The 668-nt window shown below is 58.1% G+C and carries 1 protein-coding gene; it reads right to left on the reverse strand.

Annotation, left to right across the window (positions count from 1 at the left end):
* Nucleotides 1-668, reverse strand: a 668-nt coding sequence (locus tag GS398_RS22155; RefSeq protein WP_304622157.1) for an MBG domain-containing protein, incomplete at both ends; no start/stop codon positions are given.

A 668-nucleotide genomic window follows, 5' to 3' on the forward strand; every position in this document is an offset into this window, starting at 1 on the left:
GATCACCAGGTCGGCGCCTGTAAAGCTGATGGCGTAGTTGGATCCGGCGCTGAGGTCTCCGATCTTGATGGCATAGGTACCGGCACTGTTCATGCCGGCCGTATTATCTCTTCCGGGCTTTCCGCTGAAGCCGTCGGTACCTGCCAGCCCGGTGTAGGTATAGGTAAACTCCGGATCGGGCCCGCCGTAGGTTTTACGTTTTGCGTCAGCGGTAACGGTAACCGTTTTGGGACCGATCACCACACTGGCGGGCACGAAGGTAAGGGCGTAGTTCGCCCCTGCGCTGAGCGTTCCCTGTGTGATGGGGTAGGTGCCCGCATTTTTTGCTTTCGCCCAGGCGGGCTCCCCGGTAAAGCTGTTTCCCGGCAGGGCGGAAGAGTAGGTAAGCGCAGGCTCCGCATCGCCATACACGATATGTTTCTCGTCGGCGGTCACGGTAACGGGTTTGGGGGTGATGGTGAAGTCAGCGGTAATAAAGGAAATTGTATAGTTACTTCCACCGAGGGAGCCGATGTTCACCGCGTAGTGGTTTACGTCCTCACCCGCGGCACGGGCAAGTTGGCCGGTAAGTTTGTCACCGGGGATCAGCGCCCCGGAAGTGACGGTATAGGGCAAGGATACCGGATCATTGTCGCCATAAACTTTGCCGGCAGGCGTTGCCGTAATTT

The sequence above is a fragment of the Hufsiella ginkgonis genome (assembly GCF_009834915.1).
Classification (GTDB): Bacteria; Bacteroidota; Bacteroidia; order Sphingobacteriales; family Sphingobacteriaceae; genus Hufsiella; species Hufsiella ginkgonis.